Raw genomic sequence first — 15,935 nt, 5'->3', positions numbered from 1 at the left:
CTGATTCGAGATACTTCGATACAAGGGGTGTGTGGTGAGCGAGTTTCCTGTCGTCGTGGTGGGTGCCGGGCCTGCGGGTTTGTCCGCGGCGGCGCATCTGGTCGAACGGGGAGAGCGGGTGCTCGTGCTGGAGGCGGGCGAGCGCGCCGGTGCAGCGGTGTCGCAGTGGCACCACGTCCGGCTGTTCTCGCGGTGGAGCGAACTGGTCGACCCGGCGGCCGCACGACTGCTGGCCGGAACCGGCTGGGCGCGGCCCGACGGCGACTCCTACCCGACCGGGGCGGAGTGGGCCGACCTCTACCTGACCCCGCTGGCGGACGCCCTGGGTGACCGGGTGCGCTTCGGCGCGCGGGTGGTCGGTGTGGCCCGGCGCGGGCGCGACCGGGTGGTGGACGCCGGTCGTGAGGTCGAGCCGCTGACCGTGCACGTCAGGACCGGTGACGGCGAGGAGCGCCTCACGGCCCGGGCGGTGATCGACGCGTCCGGCACGTTCGGCTCCCCGAACCCGCTGGGTGGCGACGGACTGCCCGCGGTGGGGGAGGAGGCCGCGTCCGCCCGGATCAGCTACCGCGTGCCCGACCTCGTCGCGGAGCGCTCCCGGTACGCGGGCAAGCGGGTCGTCGTGGCGGGCAGCGGCCATTCGGCGCTCACCGCGCTGGTCGCGCTGGGGGCGCTGGCCGAGCAGGAGCCCGGCACGCGGATCGTGTGGCTGCTGCGGCGCGGCGCGGTGGGCACCGTCTTCGGTGGCGGCGAGTCCGACCAGCTGCCGGCGCGCGGTGCCCTGGGGACGCGGGCGAGGCAGGCGGCCGAGGCGGGGCACGTCGAGACCGTCACCGGGTTCCGCACCGCCGCGGTCGAGCGGGGTGCGGACGGCAGGCTGGCGCTGGAGTCGTTCGACGGGCACCGGGTCGAGGGCGTGGACGAGGTCGTGGTGCTGACCGGGTTCCGTCCCGACCTGTCGTGGCTGTCGGAGGTCCGGCTGGACCTGGACCCGGTGCTGCAGGCGCCGGCGAAGCTCGCGCCGCTGATCGACCCGAACGTCCACTCGTGCGGCACGGTCTACCCGCACGGTGAAACCGAGCTGCGGCACCCCGAACCGGGTGTTTACCTGGTCGGCATGAAGAGCTACGGCCGCGCGCCGACGTTCCTGTCGCTCACGGGCTACGAGCAGGCCCGCTCCGTCGTGGCCGCGATCGCGGGCGACCACGAGGCGGCGGCGCGCGTCGACCTGGTGCTGCCCGAGACCGGGGTGTGCGGTGGTGCGGGTGTGTTCGACGCGCCGCAGGAGCAGAAGAACAGCGGCGGCTGCTGCGGTGCTCCCGAAACCGTCGGCGTGACGATCGGTCTCGCGCCCGGTGCCCGCTGACATCGCGACGACGCGGCCGGGTGTCGGCACCGGGCCGCGTCGCGTGCTGGTCGTGTTGTGCACCACCGAGATCATCAGCTGGGGAGTCCTGTACTACGCGTTCCCGGTGCTGCTGCCGACCATCGGCTCGCGGACGGGGTGGTCGCTCGCGGCGATCACGGCCGGGTTCTCGGCGAGCCAGGTCGTCGCGGGTCTCGTGGGGATCCCCGTCGGGAGGGTGCTCGACCGGCACGGACCGCGCGCGATCATGACCACCGGTTCGGTGCTCGCCGTGCTCGCGCTGCTGGCGCTGGCGCGGGCGACGTCGCTGATGTGGTTCACCGCGGCGTGGTTGCTGGCCGGCGTGGCGATGGCCGGGGTGTTCTACGCGCCCGCGTTCGCCGCGTTGACGCGCTGGTACGGGCCGCGCCGGGTGTCCGCGCTGACCGCGCTCACCCTGGTGGCGGGCCTGGCGAGCACGGTGTTCGCGCCGCTCACGGCCGTGCTCAACGACCGCCTGGACTGGCGCGGCACCTACCTCGTCCTCGCCGGGTTCGTCGCCGTGACCACCATTCCGCTGCACCTGCTGGGCCTGCGCCTGCCGTGGCCCGCGGTCGAGCACGAGACCGCGCACGCACCGGCGGCGGTGGCGCGCAGCAGGCCGTTCCTGGTGCTCGTCGTCGCGATGAGCCTGGCCGCGTTCAGCGTCTACGCCGTCGTCGTCAACCTCGTGCCGCTGCTGGCCGAACGCGGCATGACCACCTCGGCCGCCGCGGTCGCGCTCGGCCTCGGCGGGGTCGGTCAGGTCCTCGGCCGCCTCGGCTACGCCCGGCTGGCCGCGCGGACCTCGGTGCGCTTCCGCACCCTCGTGGTCCTCCTGGTCGGCGCCGCCGTGACCACGGCCCTCGGCGTGGTGCCCGGTCCGGCGTCGCTGCTGGTCGCGGGCTCGGTCCTCGCGGGAGTCACGCGCGGGATCTTCACGCTGGTGCAGGCGACCGCGATCACCGACCGCTGGGGTGCCACCCACTACGGACGGCTCAACGGCCTGCTCACCGCACCGGTGATGCTCACGGCGGCGATCGCGCCGTGGGCGGGGAGCGCGCTGGCGGAACGGCTCGGCGGGTACCCGGCGGTGTTCGTGGTGCTGGGCGCGATCGGCGTGCTGGCGGCCGCGTTGTCGACCGTCGGCGTGCCGGACCTCCACGGCCTGTCGAGGTCCGGCACGCGACAGCCCGGCCCTGGCCACACCTAGTCGAGGAGTTCCGCGACCAGGCCGCGCACGCGGCGGTCGATGTCGTCGCGGATCGGCCGGACCGCGTCGACGCCCTGACCCGCCGGGTCGTCGAGCTGCCAGTCGAGGTAGCGCTTGCCGGGGAAGACCGGGCAGGTGTCACCGCAGCCCATCGTGATCACCACGTCGGAGGCCTCGACGTCGGCGGTGGTGAGCTTCGAGGGAACCTCGGCGGTGATGTCGAGGCCCCATTCGGCCAGCGCCGCCGCGGCGGCCGGGTTGACCTTCTCGGCGGGTTCGGACCCCGCCGAACGCACGGCGATGCGGCCCATGCCGTAGTGCTGCAGCAGCGCGGCGGCCATCTGGGAACGCCCGGCGTTGTGCACGCAGACGAACAGCACCTCGGGGGTCTCGGACACGGTCATCTCCTCGTTGCGGGTGGTGCGGGTCGGGTGAGCAGCGGGTGCCGTCTCAGTCCCGGAGAAGTTCGGACAGCAGTCCGCGGACTCGGCGGTCGAGCTCGTCGCGCACGTCGCGGACTGCGCTCAGCGACGCCCCCGCCGGATCGGCGACGTCCCAGTCGAGGTAGCGCTTGCCGGGGTGGACCGGGCAGGAGTCGCCGCAGCCCATCGTGACCACGACATCGGCCGCGCGCACGACCTCGTCGGTCAGCGGCTTGGGGAACGCCTCGGTCAGCTCGATGCCGAGTTCGGCGAGGGCGTCGGTGACGGTCTGCGGGATCGACCCGGTGGGCCTGCTGCCCGCCGAGCGCACGGAGACCTTGCCGAACGCGTGGTGCTCGAGCAGGGCGGCGGCGATCTGGGAGCGGCCCGCGTTGTGCACGCACAGGAACAGCACCTGCGGCACGGTGGTGGTCGTCAGGCCGTCGGCGCGGCCGTGGTCGGTCAGCCTCTGCCGGGCGAACCGCGCGGTCAGGACCGGCAGGTAGGTGGTGACGGTGGCGTTGGCGGCGAGCAGGTCGTAGGTCTCGTCCACGACGTGCTCGACGGTCTCCCGGCTGAACACCCCGTGGAACCTGTCGCAGAGTTCGTCGGTGATCCGGAGCAGCTGGGCACTGAGCTCGTGCCGGGGGAGTCCGCTGGTGCGGGACATCAGATCTCCTTGGACCGAAGTTCGTCGATGCAGATCACACCCGGTGTATCGACTTTTGTCAATCCAAGCGGCTATGGTCTTGCTCATGACGAGCCCCGACCAGACGCTGCTCGACTCGACGGCCGCCGCACGCCTGTTCAAGGCGCTCGGCGATCCGGTCCGCGTCGAGCTGGTCGGGCTGGTGCGCCGGACCGAGGGCCAGGAGGCGTGTTTCTGCGACCTGGCAGACCAGTTCGACATGCCGCAGTCCTCGCTGAGCCACCACCTCAAGATCCTCGTGCAGGCCGGCGTGCTCAGCCGGGAACGCCGCGGCACCTGGAGCTGGTACCGCGTCGAGAACGCCGCCATCGACACCCTCGCGGCCGTGCTCGCGCCGGGAGGACCGTTGCGCGACAGCGGCGCCTGCTGCGACTGACCTGACCGCGACCCGCCGCCGGCACCACCCCGCCGGGCGGTGACGCCTGCCCACCTCCAGGAGAACCCGTTGACCACCAGGGAAACCGCGGCACCGGACGTGCTGCACCGACTGTCCTTCCTGGACAGGCTGCTGCCGGTGTGGATCGGCGTCGCCATGGCCGCCGGACTGCTCCTCGGCCGGTTCGTGCCGGGCCTGCAGGGCGTGCTGGACGCGGTGAAGATCGGTGAGGTGTCGCTGCCGATCGCCCTCGGACTGCTGCTGATGATGTACCCGGTGCTCGCGAAGGTCCGCTACGACAGGCTCGACACCGTCACCCGCGACACGCGCACGATGGTGCTCTCGCTCGTGCTGAACTGGGTGCTCGGCCCCGCGCTGATGTTCGCGCTGGCCTGGATCTTCCTCGCCGACCTGCCGGAGTACCGCACGGGCCTGATCATCGTCGGCCTGGCCCGCTGCATCGCGATGGTCATCATCTGGAACGACCTCGCCTGCGGCGACCGCGAGGCCGCCGCGGTGCTCGTGGCCCTGAACTCGGTCTTCCAGGTGATCATGTTCGGCGTGCTCGGCTGGTTCTACCTCGACCTGTTGCCCGGCTGGCTCGGCCTCGACACCGCCACGGTGGACTTCTCCGCCTGGGAGATCGCCCAGTCCGTGCTGATCTTCCTCGGCATCCCGCTGCTGGCCGGCTACCTCAGCCGCAAGCTGGGGGAGCGCTCGAAGGGCCGGGAGTGGTACGAGTCGAAGTACCTGCCGCGCGTCGGCCCGATCGCGTTGTACGGGCTGCTGTTCACGATCGTCGTCCTGTTCGCGCTGCAGGGAGAGACCATCACGAGCCGCCCGCTGGACGTCGTGCGGATCGCCCTGCCGCTGCTGGTGTACTTCGCGATCATGTGGGCCGGTTCGTACGCGCTGGGCAAGGTCTCCGGCCTGTCGTACGAGCGCACCACGACCCTGGCGTTCACCGCCGCGGGCAACAACTTCGAGCTCGCCATCGCGGTCGCGATCGGTGTGTTCGGCGTGACCTCGGGCCAGGCCCTGGCCGGTGTGGTCGGGCCGCTGATCGAGGTGCCGGTGCTGGTCGGGCTCGTCTACGTGAGCCTGTGGCTGCGGCGCCGTTGGGTGGCCCGTGCGGAAGTCTGATGTCGTGGTGATCGGCGGCGGCCAGGCAGGTCTGGCCGCCGCGTACCACCTCCGGCGCGCGGGTCTGTCCTATGTGGTGCTCGACGCTCAGCCGGTTCCTGGTGGGGCGTGGCCGCACGGGTGGGACTCGTTGCGGCTGTTCTCGATCGCGCGCCACAGCTCGTTGCCCGGCTGGCCGATGCCGGCCTTTTCGGACGGTTACCCGACCGCCGCGCACGTCGTCGACTACCTGACCGCGTACGAGAAGCGCTACGACGTGCCCGTGCACCGGCCGGTCGTGGTGAACTCGGTGAGCCGCGAGGGCGACGAGCTGGTGGTGCGCACCGACTCCGGGGACTGGTCCGCGCGGCACGTGATCAGCGCGACCGGCACCTGGTGGCGGCCCTTCCGGCCGCTGGTGGACCTGCCGGGCCGTCAGCTGCACACCGTCGACTATCGCGACCCGCGCGAGTTCGCCGGGCAGGAGGTCGTCGTGGTCGGCGGCGGCAACTCCGGCGCGCAGATCGCCGCCGACCTCCTGCCGCACGCGTCCCTGACGTGGATGACCAGGAGGCCACCGCGGTACATGCCCGACGAGATCGACGGCAAGGCGTTGTTCGACATCGCCGGGCGTAGCGCGGGCGGAGTCGGCGAGCTCGGCGACATCGTGGCGGTCCCACCGGTCCGGGAGGCACGCGACAGCGGTCTGCTCGTCGCCACCCCGGTGGACGCCGGTGCGCTCGCGGAGGCCGACGTCGTGATCTGGTCCACCGGGTTCCGCCCCGCGCTGGGACATCTGGCACCGCTGCGGCTGCGGGACGAACGCGGCCGCGTCGCGGTGGACGGCACGACGGCGGTGGAGGAACGGCGCCTGCACCTGCTCGGGTACGGCGGGTGGACCGGCGCCGCGTCCGCGACCCTGATCGGCGTCGGACCCACCGCGAAGGCCACGGCGGCGAACATCGCCGCGGCACTCGGCTGACGCCTCGGTGATCCACGGGGGTCAGCGGGTTCCTCCGCGCCTTCGTCCGGGAGGCGACCGGTGCCCGCCGTCGCGAAGGTGATCGGTGCGCTCCACGCCTCCACCCCGAAGGTGACCGGTGCCCGCCGTGCCCAGAGAGGCGAGGTCAGCGGACTCCTTCCAGAAGGCTCAGGCGTCCGTCGTGGACCTCCGCCACCTGGTCGGCCCCGCTGAGGTGGCTGCGGTCGTGGGTGACCAGGACGGTGGCGGTCTCCCGCTGGTGGGTGAGGCGGCGGAGGAGTGCGATGACGGCCGCTCCCCGTTCGTGGTCGAGAGCGCTGGTGGGTTCGTCGACCAGCAGGACGGCGGGGTCGTTCATGAGGGCCCTGGCGATGTTCACGCGCTGCCGTTCGCCCCCGGAGAGCTGATGGGGGCGTCGTCCCGCCACGGCCGCGAGGCCGACCGCCTCCAGCAGTTCCACCGCGCGGGTGCGCGCCCCGGCCGCGGAACGGCCGTCGATGTGGGCCATGACCTGGAGCTGTTCGACGGCGGTCAGGGCCGGCAGCAGGTTGGGTTGCTGGAAGACGATGCCGATGCGGTGGCGTCGCAGATCGGCGAGCTCGCCACGGGTCATGCCCGTGGTCGTGGCACCGTCGACGGTGACCGTGCCCGAGTCCGGGGTGATGAGGGTGGCGGCGACGGCGAGCAGGCTGGACTTGCCGGAGCCGGACGGGCCGGCCACGACGGTCAGGCTGCCCCGCGGGACGTTCAGGACGACCCGGTCGAGCGCGGTGACGCGGGCGCCGCCGTCGGGGTAGGTGAGGGTGACGTCGGTCAGCGTGAGGCTCATCGGGCGCTCCCCAGGGCGGTCAGCGGGTCGACGGAGGTGATGCGGCGGATCGCGAGTGCGGCTCCGAGCGTGCCGAGCACGACCATCACGACGGCCGGGACCAGCACGGTCGCCGGTGTCAGGACGAACGGGACGGAGGAACCGGCGAGGAGCGCGCCGACACCGGCGGCGAGTGCGGTGCCGGTGAGGGTGCCGGCCGCGAGCAGCACGACCGCCTGTCCCAGCGCGTCCGCGAGCAGCCCGGCCGTGGTGGCGCCCAGGGCCTTGAGGACGGCCAGGTCCCCGCTGCGCTGGATGGTCCAGACGGTGAAGAACGCGCCGATGACGAGGGCGGAGATGGCGAACAGGAGACCGCGCATCAGCTGCAGCGAGCCGTTCTCGGAGCTGTAGGAGCCGATCGCCTGCAGGGACTCGTCCACGGTGACCGTCCGGGTGCCCGCCGCCGCGTCGGTCGCGGAGAGGCCGGTGCCGGGCGTGGTCGTCAGGGCGATCACGGTCGCCGCCGGTCCTGCGTCGGTGGGAGGTGCCGTGGCGCGCCAGACGTCGAGAGTCGTCCAGATGACCGGGGTGTGGCTGAAGGAGGCCTCTCCGGACACCTCGGCCACGGTCAACCGCCGTCCGCCCACGACGACCTGGTCACCGGGCTTCGCTCCCAGATCGCCGGCGGCGGCGCTGGACAACACCGCGGAGTCCGCGGTGAGCCGATCGCCGTGCGGGGCGAGCGGGGATCCGTCGCGGACGCCGAAGACCGAGACCCCGGTGCTGCGGTCGCCCGAGGTGGCCTTCGTCGTGGTGATGCCCAGGGGTTCGGCGTTCGTGACCCCGGGGGTGGTGGCCCAGCGCCGCCACTGCTCCTCGGTGACGGAGGAGTCCGCGAAGGACGGAGACCGGTCACCGGCGGGTGCGGCGAAGGCGATCCTGTCGGCGGGAAGGCCGGTGATGGCGGAGACGTTCTGCCGGCCGAGCCCGGCGGTCAGGCCGGACAGCAGCACGACCAGCAGGGTGATCAGCACGATCACGGTCCCCATCAGGGCGAAACGCCCTCGGGCGAACCGGAGTTCTCTCCAGGCTGTGAACACGGCCTCGACTGTCCTTTCCGGAGGGTGGAGCGGATGACTCCACAGTGGTCTCCGGCACCCCGGTGCCACATCCGGCCGTCGATGGCACTTGCGGAACCGGAAGGTGGCGCCTCATCTCCACCTTTCGACAGAGGCGGCTCGGGCGGGCTCCGCGTAGCCTTGACCCACCGTGAACGCCGCTCCCGCCCTGACCCCGACCAACCGGGTCCTCACCTGGTGCCTGCACCTGTTGCTCGCCGCCCTGCTCGTCCTGGCGGCGGTACGGGCCGTGGCGGGAGACCAGTCCCGGGCGGCGGCGGTCGTCGCGGTCGCGGTGGCCTGCGGGGTGGCCTACGCGGCAGGACCGCTGTGGTCCCGCGTCCGCACGTCCCGGCGGGCCGCCGCGGCGTGGCTGGGCGTCGTCTGCGCACTGTGGCTGGTCCTGGTGGTGCTGACCGCGGACGGGGTGTGGGTCGCCTTCCCGTTGTACTTCCTCCAGCTCCACCTGCTGTCGCGCCGGGCCGGCCTCGTCGCGGTGACCGTCACCGCCCTGGCCGCGATCACCGCGTTCGCCGCGCACCAGGGGGTCTTCAGTCCGGTGGCGGCGATCGGTCCTGCGCTGGGCGCCGCCGTCGCGGTCGCCGTGGTCCGGGGCTACCAGGCGCTGTACCGAGAGAGCGAGCAGCGCCGCCGCCTCATCGAGGAGCTCACCGCGACCCGCGCCGACCTGGCCGAGGCCCAGCACACCGCCGGGGTCCTGGCCGAACGGGAACGCCTCGCCCACGAGATCCACGACACCCTCGCCCAGGGCCTGTCCAGCATCCAGCTGCTGCTGCGCGCCGCCGAACGGTCCCTGCCGGACGACTCGGGGAACGCCGCCCGCCACGTGGGTCAGGCCCGCCAGGCCGCCGCGGACAACCTCGCGGAGGCACGCCGCTTCGTCGCCGCGCTCACCCCGCCCGCTCTCGACGGCACCACCCTGGCAGGGGCCCTGGAACGCCTGTGCGCCACCACCGGCACCCGCCACCGCCTCACCGCGCGGTTCCGGCTCACCGGCGATCCCACCCCACTGCCGACGACGCACGAGGTCGCCCTGCTGCGCATCGCCCAGGCCGCGGTGGCCAACACCGTCCGCCACGCGGAAGCCACCACCGTCGAGATCACCCTGAGCCACCTCGGCGACGAGATCGCGCTCGACGTCGTCGACGACGGAACCGGCTTCGACCCGGAGGCTCTTCCCGCCTCCGACCCCGGCGAGGGAGGGGTGGGCCTGGAGGCCATGCGCACCCGTGCACGAACGCTGGGCGGGTCACTCACCGTCGAGTCGTCGCCCGGCCACGGCACCGCCCTGACCGCCAGGCTGCCCGTGCCCCGATCCGCGGAGGTTCACCCGTGACCGGCGGCCCGATCCGCCTCCTCCTGGCCGACGACCACCCCGTGGTGCGCGCGGGCCTGCGAGCCGTGCTGGAGACCGAACCCGGCCTGGTCGTGGTCGCCGAGGCCGCGACGGCCGAAGCCGCCGTCGCCCGTGCCGCGGAAGGCGACGTGGACGTCGTCCTGATGGACCTGCGGTTCGGCGCGGGGATGACCGGCGCCGAGGCCACCGCCGCGATCACCGCGCGTCCCGGGGCACCCCGGGTCGTGGTCGTCACCACCTACGACACCGACGCCGACACGCTGCCCGCCATCGAGGCGGGCGCCACCGGCTACCTTCTCAAGGACGCCCCTCCCGAAGAACTCGCCGCCGCCGTCCGCACCGCCGCCGCCGGACGATCCGCTCTGGCCCCGGCCGTCGCCGACCGGCTTCTCACCCGGATGCGCGCACCCGGCACCGCGCTGACCCGCCGCGAGACCGAGGTCCTCGCCCTGGTCGCCGCCGGGCTGTCGAACCGGGCGATCGCGGCGCGCCTGCACCTCACCGAGGGCACCGTGAAGTCACATCTCGCCCGCAGCTACACCAAACTCGGCGTCGACTCGCGCACGGCCGCCGTGGCGACCGCGACCGACCTCGGCCTCATCCGCCGATGAGCACCGCGCCTTCCACGCCCCGCGGGTGACCGGGCTCAGCGGTCCGCGCGGGAAGGACGTCAGAGCGAGATGAACGACGCCCACTCCTCCTCGGCGAACGTGCCGGAGAGCGTGTAGGGCCGCTCCGGAGTGACCGGGGCGCGCCGGGTGCCCAGCTCGCCGACGTCGATCGGACGGTCACGGGTGTGCCGCACGCGGACCTCCGCGGTGACGGGGAGGTGGGGGTAGGTGTTGTGCAGTCCCCGCAACGCGTCCAGGACGCGGTCCGCGACGGCCTGCGTCGCCAGGGGCGACGAGCCCGGCAGCACCAGCACGAACTCGTCGCCGTTCAGCCTCGCGGCCCGGTCGACGGGGCGCAGGTGGACGCGCAGGACGTCGGCGATGTTGTTCTCCGTGTGGACCGCCGCACTGGGACCGTGGACGTCCGGGAAGCTGCTCAGACCCGGTACGCGGATCACCACGAGCCCGATCCGCACGGTGTCCGCCACCTGCCTGCCCAGCCACGCGTTCACCGAGTCCAAGGTGTGCAGACCGGTCCACGGGTCGAGGGCGTCCCGCGCCTCCTCACCGGCGCCGGACACCGCGTGCCCGGTGGCGTCGCGGGCGTCCACCAGTCGTGTCGCCAGGTGCCGGACCACCGCTTCCGCGCGGCGTTCCACCTCGCCGGACGGAGGGTCCACGACGCTGTTCAGGACGGACTCGAAGCGCCTGCGCACGTCCGGTGGCACCCGGTCGCCGAGCGCGTCGCGCAACCGGACCGCCTCCGCGTACGCCTCCTCCCGCCGGAACCCCCACCGCCCGCGGAACAACCGGCTGGCTTCGAGCGTGGCGCCGTCCGGATCGAGCTCCTCGAGGTCGATCGCGACGACACTGGCGCCGAACGTCGGCGTGAGCACGACCACCGACCACTCCCTGGCCAGGTCTTCCTCCGGCCGCAGCAACACGGGGGTGACACCGAGCGGCAGGTCGGGCCGGGCGTCGGACACCATGCCGACGACCGTCACCGACGCCAGCGCCGCGATCCGCCGGTACACCTCGGCCTCCCGCTGGAAGTACGGCAGCCGCTGGAACAGCGCGAGGACGATCACCGGCTCGTGGCGCTCACCCGCCAGCGCGGCCTGTTCCACGGCGTGCGACGCGACCACCAGCGTCCGCTTCGAGAGCAGGCCCGCTCGCACGCCGGTGTCCGGGATCGCCACTGATGAGCTCCTGTTCGGCTGTCGGCACGGCAGTCTTCGAAACTAGAACCTCCGGTCGGCCCGACCAACTGCACGAACGGGTGATGGGGCGGCGTTGCGGTCGCGCGGCGACACGGACCGCTACCCGGTGGGGCGCACCTGCGTGGAGAAGTCCCGGTCGGGACCTCGGCCGGCGGCCGCACACGTGCGGCCATCCCGGCGGTCCGCGGTGCGGTTCCGCGACGGCGTCCACGTTCAACCGCTGCCGCACCGGCCGCGGAGGCGGCACCCAGGCCGAGTACGTGCCGAGCCGTCGCGCAGTCACCGCGAGGTGGAGGTGCCACCCGAGAACCCGTTGCGCCCCTGGGCGACATGACACCGCGGGCCGTCGTGCTGCGGGCCCCCGCGAGCCGTCCGGCCTCCGGCGCTTCGAGCACGGCGATGCCGAACTCCTCCTTCGCGCTGGAGCGGACGTCCACGTGCGGGGCATCCGAGGCCGCCGGGGTCGTGCCCAGTTCGTGCTGGAGCCGTCCGACGTCGTCGCCCACGACGCGGAGCAAGTGGGCGGGCGCCGGGTGTGTCCCGATCCCCACGCCGACACCGCCGACGACGCGGACAACGCGTTGAGGGCGGCGGTGCCGCGAGCCCCTGACCCGTTCGCGGGGTTGGGAGGAGGCGGTGCGGGTGGGCCTGGACCCGATCGCGATGGCGCGCACGGCTGCGGGAGGTGCTGGAGCGGGTCCCTCGGTCTTGGCGGCACGTTCGGCCGCCCTCGGGGCGGCGTCCGGCCGTCGTCGGGGGACCCACGACGCGGCCCGCCGCGCCGCGCGGGGAGGAAGTCCGGTGTCCCCGTCAGCAATGGATCGATCGTCACCTCGCGCGTCCGGGTGTGCATGATGAGCGGTGCCGCGGAGCAGGGGGCTCGGCGGCCGGGCACGACGACTGGAGAGGACGCCGCCGGGCTCCCGCCCGCCGAGGTTCCTCACCGGGGGGGGGGGGGCGGGAGCGCACCGGTCAGGCCAACGGAGTGGTGCGCCGCCTGTTCACGCCACCGCGGAGCCTGGTGCACCGCGGTGCCTGTCGCACCCCTGGCGCCGTTGCACGGCGGTGTCGGTTGCCCCTGGAGGCCGGTCAAGTGGTCAACCAAGTTGCCGTGGAAGTCGGGACATTCTTTCGAAAATGAAATGCACGGGGAATGTGGACAGGTCCCGGCGTGTGCGCCTGATCCGCCCTGCCTGCCGAGGGTCGGCGTGCAGGCTGCATGAAGTCGTTTTCCTTGCTATAGCGCATTTTCCATGTTCTGAATGGGTTCGATGCTGCCGCCCAACGCTGGTCGTGCGAGCGCTCCTCATCTTCTGCCGATCTTCCATTTGAGACGGAAGTTCCGTTTTCTTGACATTTTGGAAAAGTTGAACTTACAGTTCCGAAAGTAATCGAAAGCGCCGCGACAACCGGTCACCTGTGGTCGGGCGCACTCGCGGACACGAGCGAGATGGCGCGACGAGGGGCGGGTGTGGCCGCCAACACTTCGTGGACGCATGGAGGTGTGAGCAGACGTGGACGAGACGAAGCCCGTCGGTGAACCGGTGCTCGAACGGGCGTTTCGGGTACTGCGCACGTTCGGCGCGGAGCAGCGGCCGCTGACGCTGACTTCACTGAGCGCGCGTTCGGGTCTGCCCAAGTCCACCGTGTTGAGACTGACGAGGACGCTGGTGCGCCTCGGAGCGCTGGAACGGTGTGCCGAGGGCGGCTACACCATCGGGCTGGGTCTGTGGGAACTCGCGACGCTCGCGCCTCGTGTCGAAGCACTTCGAGGCAGGGCTTTTCCGTTCATGCGGGAGTTGCACGGCGTCACGGAGCAGCACGTGGTTCTGAGCGTGCTCGACGGCGTGGAGGCGGTGACGACCGAGTTGCTGTCGGCGCCTGGTGCGGTGCGGATCCCGTACCGCCTCGGCAGCCGGTTCCCCCTGCACGCGACCGCACAGGGACAGTGCCTGCTGGCACACAGTCCGGCGACCCTGCAGGAGCAGGTCCTGTCGAGCGAACTGGTGGCTGTGCCGGAGAACGTCCCGACGTGTCCTCGACGGCTGCGGACGCGTCTGGCGGCGGTGCGGAACGAGGGCGTGGCGGTGGTCAGCTGCGCTGTGCCCGAAGCCCACACCGCGGTGGCCGCACCGGTGGTGGACCGGAGAGGTCTGGTGATCGCTTCGCTCACCGTCGTCGTGCGGGCCCCCGGCTGCAACGTGCCGGCATTGCGCTCCGCGGTCGTGGCGGCGTGTCAAGGTTTGAACCAGAGCATCCGCAGCGCACCCGTCCACGGCTTCCCGGACCACCCGCGACCGCCGGCGACCGGAGTTCTGCCCGGCGACGGCGACCGTCACCGCGGTCAGCCCGGCCTCCGGTCATCCCGCGATGCGCCGGACGACGTCGCGCATGGTCCGTGACCGAAGCCCTGCGAACCGCGCTCGCTCCAGCCGTGCGGTCCAATCCAGCTCGTCGAGGGCCGCTTCGTACCGTTCTCGTACCGCCGCGCACCGCAGCGGGTCCCCGCCGAGCCGGGTGACCTCCAACTGGATGCGAGCCGTTTCGGCTTGCAGCACCAGTGTTCTGGTGCGGTGTGCGAGCCGGGTGAGGCGGTCTGTCAGGCATTCCCAGCGCGCGGGGTCGATCGCGTTGTCCTCCAGACCGATGCGCAGCTGGCACAGACCCCACATGATCTCCGTGGTCGCGCCCACGGCGTCGAAGGGTTCCACGACCCCGGTCACCGACACCGAGCGCACGATTTCCTCGACCTCGGCGGCCTCGCCGATCGCGATCTTGGCGAAGCACAGGTGAGCGAGGTACAACTCGGCGGGCCGCGCCGCCAGCGATCCGTTCGGCCGCTCTCCGCGGAGGTCGACGCCGATCTTGGTCGCCAGGTCGAGAACGCTGCGGTAGAGGCTTGCCGATTTCGCGGGTTCCCGTTGTTCGAGTTCGATCGCGAGCTGACAGCGGCGTGTCGTCATGAGCGCGTGCAGGAACGCGACGATTCCCGCGGGGACGACTCCCTCCGGAGCGGTGGCCACCTGCTCCACGAGACGACTGAGCAGCAGGTCGCTCAGCTCCGTCAGGCCGATCATGCCGGATCCGATCGCCGCGGCGGCTACCGTGGACATCCGCTCGGGCCCGACCGGCATGTCCTCCGCGGTGGCGAGCACCTCGTCGAGCCGGCCCACCGCCTCCTCCGTCTTGCCGAGGAAGTACGCGGTGGCCAGGCCGTACCCGAGGACCCTGGCACGGGCCATGTGGTCGTCGTCGGCCTCCGCGGACTCGAGAACCAGTCGGCAGGCGTCCTCGGCCTCCGCGTAGCGCACGAGCACGACCAACGCCGTCAGTCGCAGGCGAAGCAGTTCGCGCCAACGAGCTCGCGAAGCCGAACAGGCCGGTTCTGCGGCGAGATCGTCCGTGCGGTCCACGACCTCGATGAACCGGCAGGCGCTCAGGAAACACCGCAACTGCGCGATCAGGGGGTCCTCGGCGAACTCGCTCTCGAACACGGGTGGTCATCCTCGTGCACGCCGAACGGGCACGCAACCGCATCGGTCCAGGTGGACTTGCGTTGACCGTCCACTGTGGCCTGTTGCTGGCCGGGGAGTGCGAGATGTTCCACCGGGCGGCACACGAGTTGATTCACGGGAGCGGTCGTGCCTCCGCTGCCTCCCGGTGGTGAGCGCGCTCCCACCAACCGGTGTGGAGGTCAGGGTGCTGCGGCGAGCAGCTGCACTCCGGTGGCGCGCAGTCGTTCGAGGGCCCGGCGGTCCTGGACCGGTGCGGTGATGAGGGTGTGCTCCTCGCCCAGCGTGAGCCAGGGTGTTCCCCCGGTGGCGGCGAGCACGTCGGTGGCGGCCAGCAGGACGGTGCGTCCCGAGGAGACGGTGGACCACCTCGCGACGGCGGCCAGCTGGTCCTCGTCGAGATGTGCCACGCCGTGGGAGTCGACGCGGTGGCACGGGACGAAGGCGAGGTCGACGCGGTCGTGCCGGACGTCCTCCGCAGCCGGCTTCAGCACCTCGCCGTGCAGCGTTCCCCCGGTGACGCGCACGGTGAAGCGGTCCAGGTGGTCCGCGAATTGCTCGCACGCCGGCAGGTCGCCCGTGACGACCGTGACCCCGGTGAGGTCCGGCCGCTGGGTCAACGCCGCGGCCACGTCGGCCGAGAGCGTGCCCGCGCCGAGGAACACGGCGTCGTGCGAGCGCAGGAGCGCCGCGGCCATCACCGCCGTCGCACCGGGGCTGCGGCGGTCCTGGACAGCGGCGTGCGCGGCCGGTTGCGCGCCTCCCCACACCCGGCGCACGTGCCCTGCCGCCTCGAGGTCGCGCAGGTCCGACCGGATCGTCACTTCCGAAACCCGGAGCCGGCGGCTGAGGTCCGCGATGCCGACGAAGTCCGCCCGCGTCACGATCTCCAGGAGCTGTCCCTGCCTGCGGACACGGTCCGACAGTGGTCGTCCCGCCATCCCGCCCTCCTCGCCACTGATCAACGCCGCCACGGGCTGTGAGCGTCCTGGAGACTCCGCTCACCCAGTGTACATTTAGTTTTCAACATCCCGGCCTTCGAATGTGAAGGCTCGTGCGGTCGGCGGGGACGGAACGGCG

The 15,935-nt window shown here is 72.2% G+C and carries 15 protein-coding genes; 8 read left to right on the top strand and 7 right to left on the bottom strand.

Going from position 1 to position 15,935, the window contains the following annotated elements; all coding sequences use genetic code 11:
• The first annotated feature begins 34 nt into the window (after positions 1-34).
• Together ND450_RS10085 and ND450_RS10080 are read left to right on the top strand one after the other, a co-directional pair.
• On the top strand, positions 35-1,366 hold the full coding sequence (locus ND450_RS10085) for an FAD-dependent oxidoreductase (protein ID WP_253325871.1): 1,332 nt from the start codon (positions 35-37) through the stop codon (positions 1,364-1,366).
• Positions 1,356-2,597 carry an MFS transporter gene (locus tag ND450_RS10080; RefSeq protein ID WP_253325870.1) on the top strand — a complete coding sequence of 414 codons (1,242 nt, stop codon included), beginning with the start codon at positions 1,356-1,358 and terminating at the stop codon, positions 2,595-2,597. The genes ND450_RS10085 and ND450_RS10080 overlap by 11 nt, the downstream gene beginning before the upstream one ends.
• On the opposite strand, the gene ND450_RS10075 is transcribed toward ND450_RS10080, so the two are convergent.
• Both ND450_RS10075 and ND450_RS10070 read right to left on the bottom strand, forming a co-directional pair.
• Positions 2,594-2,995 (bottom strand): arsenate reductase ArsC, encoded by a 402-nt coding sequence (locus ND450_RS10075; protein ID WP_253325869.1) that lies wholly within the window; start codon positions 2,993-2,995, stop codon positions 2,594-2,596. The two genes, ND450_RS10080 and ND450_RS10075, sit on opposite strands and share 4 nt — an antisense overlap.
• Before the next feature lie 52 nt (positions 2,996-3,047).
• Positions 3,048-3,689: a low molecular weight phosphatase family protein gene (locus ND450_RS10070; protein WP_253325868.1), complete on the bottom strand. Its 642-nt coding sequence runs from the start codon at positions 3,687-3,689 to the stop codon at positions 3,048-3,050.
• An 85-nt stretch (positions 3,690-3,774) separates the two neighbouring features.
• On the opposite strand from ND450_RS10070, the gene ND450_RS10065 reads away from it, so the two are divergent.
• The 3 genes from ND450_RS10065 (at position 3,775) to ND450_RS10055 (ending at position 6,208) form a co-directional block, all read left to right on the top strand.
• Entirely contained in the window at positions 3,775-4,104 is a 330-nt protein-coding gene (locus ND450_RS10065) for a helix-turn-helix transcriptional regulator (protein WP_253325867.1), read from the top strand.
• Between the two features lie 69 nt (positions 4,105-4,173).
• A complete protein-coding gene (gene arsB, locus ND450_RS10060; protein WP_305885212.1) occupies positions 4,174-5,247 on the top strand; it encodes an ACR3 family arsenite efflux transporter in 1,074 nt (357 codons plus the stop codon).
• Positions 5,234-6,208, top strand: coding sequence for an ArsO family NAD(P)H-dependent flavin-containing monooxygenase (locus ND450_RS10055; protein ID WP_253325866.1), 975 nt, complete (start codon positions 5,234-5,236; stop codon positions 6,206-6,208). Before arsB ends, ND450_RS10055 begins: the two co-directional genes overlap by 14 nt.
• Positions 6,209-6,353: 145 nt before the next feature.
• Here the strand turns inward: ND450_RS10055 and ND450_RS10050 are convergent, their stop codons facing one another.
• Positions 6,354-7,037 carry an ABC transporter ATP-binding protein gene (locus ND450_RS10050; protein ID WP_253325865.1) on the bottom strand — a complete coding sequence of 228 codons (684 nt, stop codon included), beginning with the start codon at positions 7,035-7,037 and terminating at the stop codon, positions 6,354-6,356.
• Complete coding sequence (locus ND450_RS10045) at positions 7,034-8,116, bottom strand: ABC transporter permease (RefSeq protein WP_253325864.1); 1,083 nt, start codon at positions 8,114-8,116, stop codon at positions 7,034-7,036. Before ND450_RS10045 ends, ND450_RS10050 begins: the two co-directional genes overlap by 4 nt.
• Before the next feature lie 169 nt (positions 8,117-8,285).
• Here ND450_RS10045 and ND450_RS10040 point away from each other — a divergent pair, with 169 nt between their 5' ends.
• Together ND450_RS10040 and ND450_RS10035 are read left to right on the top strand one after the other, a co-directional pair.
• Positions 8,286-9,491 carry a sensor histidine kinase gene (locus tag ND450_RS10040; protein ID WP_253325863.1) on the top strand — a complete coding sequence of 402 codons (1,206 nt, stop codon included), beginning with the start codon at positions 8,286-8,288 and terminating at the stop codon, positions 9,489-9,491.
• Positions 9,488-10,123: a response regulator transcription factor gene (locus tag ND450_RS10035; RefSeq protein WP_253325862.1), complete on the top strand. Its 636-nt coding sequence runs from the start codon at positions 9,488-9,490 to the stop codon at positions 10,121-10,123. Before ND450_RS10040 ends, ND450_RS10035 begins: the two co-directional genes overlap by 4 nt.
• 59 nt (positions 10,124-10,182) lie before the next feature.
• On the opposite strand, the gene ND450_RS10030 is transcribed toward ND450_RS10035, so the two are convergent.
• On the bottom strand, positions 10,183-11,322 hold the full coding sequence (locus tag ND450_RS10030) for a DICT sensory domain-containing protein (protein WP_253325861.1): 1,140 nt from the start codon (positions 11,320-11,322) through the stop codon (positions 10,183-10,185).
• A gap of 1,535 nt (positions 11,323-12,857) precedes the next feature.
• Here ND450_RS10030 and ND450_RS10025 point away from each other — a divergent pair.
• Positions 12,858-13,745, top strand: coding sequence for an IclR family transcriptional regulator (locus ND450_RS10025; protein WP_253325860.1), 888 nt, complete (start codon positions 12,858-12,860; stop codon positions 13,743-13,745).
• Here the strand turns inward: ND450_RS10025 and ND450_RS10020 are convergent.
• Both ND450_RS10020 and ND450_RS10015 read right to left on the bottom strand, forming a co-directional pair.
• Positions 13,704-14,837, bottom strand: a complete 1,134-nt coding sequence (locus ND450_RS10020; protein WP_253325859.1) for a hypothetical protein — start codon at positions 14,835-14,837, stop codon at positions 13,704-13,706. The genes ND450_RS10025 and ND450_RS10020 overlap by 42 nt on opposite strands.
• A 200-nt stretch (positions 14,838-15,037) precedes the next feature.
• A complete protein-coding gene (locus tag ND450_RS10015) occupies positions 15,038-15,796 on the bottom strand; it encodes a DeoR family transcriptional regulator (RefSeq protein ID WP_253325858.1) in 759 nt (252 codons plus the stop codon).
• Positions 15,797-15,935 lie beyond the last annotated feature (139 nt).

It is taken from the genome of Lentzea sp. HUAS12 (assembly GCF_024125735.1).
GTDB classification, from domain to species: Bacteria; Actinomycetota; Actinomycetes; order Mycobacteriales; family Pseudonocardiaceae; genus Lentzea; species Lentzea albida.
Note: the sequence above shows the minus strand (reverse complement) of the source record. Positions and strands in the feature narration are given on the sequence as shown.